Genomic DNA, 2,071 nt, shown 5'->3' on the forward strand with positions numbered 1-2,071 from the left:
CTGGGATGTTCAACGATGTTGCATTCCAATCAAAAGTGTATTCTTCTATGTTTCCAGAAACCATAACATCATCATTGAATGATGTTATATCAAAGTCTGTGGCTTCATCTGCAGAATAGGTTGCTTCTACATTTTGAACTGCAGGATCCGGATTTACAATTATAGTTACCGATGATTCACTTGTATTACCCGTTTCTTCATCTATAATAACAACATTAAAAATACTAGTGGCTGCATCACCTCCATCTTCTGGTATAACTAAGGTTCCATTCCATTCAAACAAATATCCTGTAGTTATGCCTGAAACCATTACATCATCATTGAAAGAAGTAATATCAAAACCGGATGCTTCATCGGCACAATACGTTGCAGAAGCTGTTTGCACGTCAGGATCTGGATTAATTGTAATTATTACCCTGGTTTCACTTGTACAACCTGTTCTTTCATCTGTAACTATAACATTGAAGGTACTTGTTGTGATGGCACCACCTGCTTCAGGAATAACTAATGTACCATCCCATTCAAACGTATAATCATCTGTATTACCTGAAACCAAGACATCATCATTAAAAGAGGTTATATCAAAGTTCTCTGCATCAACTGGACGATAGGTAATATTTATAGCTTGTAATTCCGGATCAGGATTGACATATACAGTCACATGAGCTTCGCTGTTACAGCCTGTTGCTATATGAGTAACTACAACATCAAACTCATTTGTTGTTTGTAATCCGCCATCAGCCGGGATGTTCAAAGCAAATTTGTCCCAATTAAAAGTGTATCCTTCTGTAATTCCCGAAACCATAACATCATCATTCAATGATGTTATTTCAAAGTCTGAAGCTTCATCACCACAATAGGTTACTTCCACATTTTGAACTTTTGGATCCGGATTTACATATATAATTACATGAGCTTCGCTGGTACAACCTGTTTCACTGTGAGTTACTATAACATCAAACTCATTTGTTGTTTGTGATTCGCCATCAGCTGGGATATTCAAAATTGATGTATCCCAAACGTAAGTGTAACCTTCAGTAATTCCTGAAACCATAACATCATCATTCAATGATGTTATATCAAAGTCTGTGGCTTCATCTGCACAATAAGTAAACTCAACATCTTTAACGTCTGGATCCGGATTGACATATACAGTCACATGAGCCTCGCTGGTACAACCTGTTGCAATGTGAGTTACTATAACATCAAACTCATTTGTTGTTTGTGATTCGCCATTAGCTGGGATGTTCAAAATTGATATATCCCAAACGTAAGTGTAACCTTCAGTAATTCCTGAAACCATAACATCATCATTTAATGAAGTTATATCAAAATCTGCAGCGTCATCTGCACAATAAGTAAACTCAACATCTTTAACCTCTGGATCAGGATTGACATATACAGTCACATGAGCTTCGCTGGTACAGCCAGTTGCAATATGAGTTACTATAACACCAAACTCATTTATTGTTTGTGGTTCACTATTTTCCGGGATAGTCATCACTCCTATCCATGCATAGGAATAGCCTTCTGTATTTCCTGAAACCATGATATCATCATTGAATGATGCGACATCAAAGTCTGATACTTCATCTGCACAATAAGTAAACTCAACATCTTTAACTTCTGGATCAGGATTGACATATATAGTCACATGAGCTTCGCTGGTACAACCAGTTGCGTCATGAGTAACCACTACATCAAAATCATTAGTTGTTTGTAATCCGCCATCAGCTGGAATGTTCAAAGCAGATATGTTCCAGTCTAAAGTGTATCCTTCTGTAATTCCCGAAACCATGACATCGTCATTGAATGATATTATATCAAAACCAGATACTTCATCTGCACAATAAGTAAAGTCAACATCTTTAACTTCTGGATCAGGATTGACAACGATAGTCACATGAGATTCGCTGGTACAGCCTGTTGCTTCATGAGTAACCACTACATCAAAATCATTAGTTGTTTGTAATCCGCCATCAGCTGGGATGTTCAAAGCAGATATGTTCCAGTCAAAAGTGTATCCTTCTGTATTTCCTGAAACCATAACATCGTCATTGAATGATGTTAT

At 37.0% G+C, this 2,071-nt stretch carries 1 protein-coding gene; it reads right to left on the reverse strand.

Annotation, left to right across the window (positions count from 1 at the left end):
* On the reverse strand, positions 1–2,071 hold a 2,071-nt coding region (locus OM075_RS24910), incomplete at both ends, for a hypothetical protein (RefSeq protein WP_301193275.1).

The organism is Plebeiibacterium sediminum, from assembly GCF_026013605.1.
Classification (GTDB): domain Bacteria; phylum Bacteroidota; class Bacteroidia; order Bacteroidales; family Marinilabiliaceae; genus Saccharicrinis; species Saccharicrinis sediminus.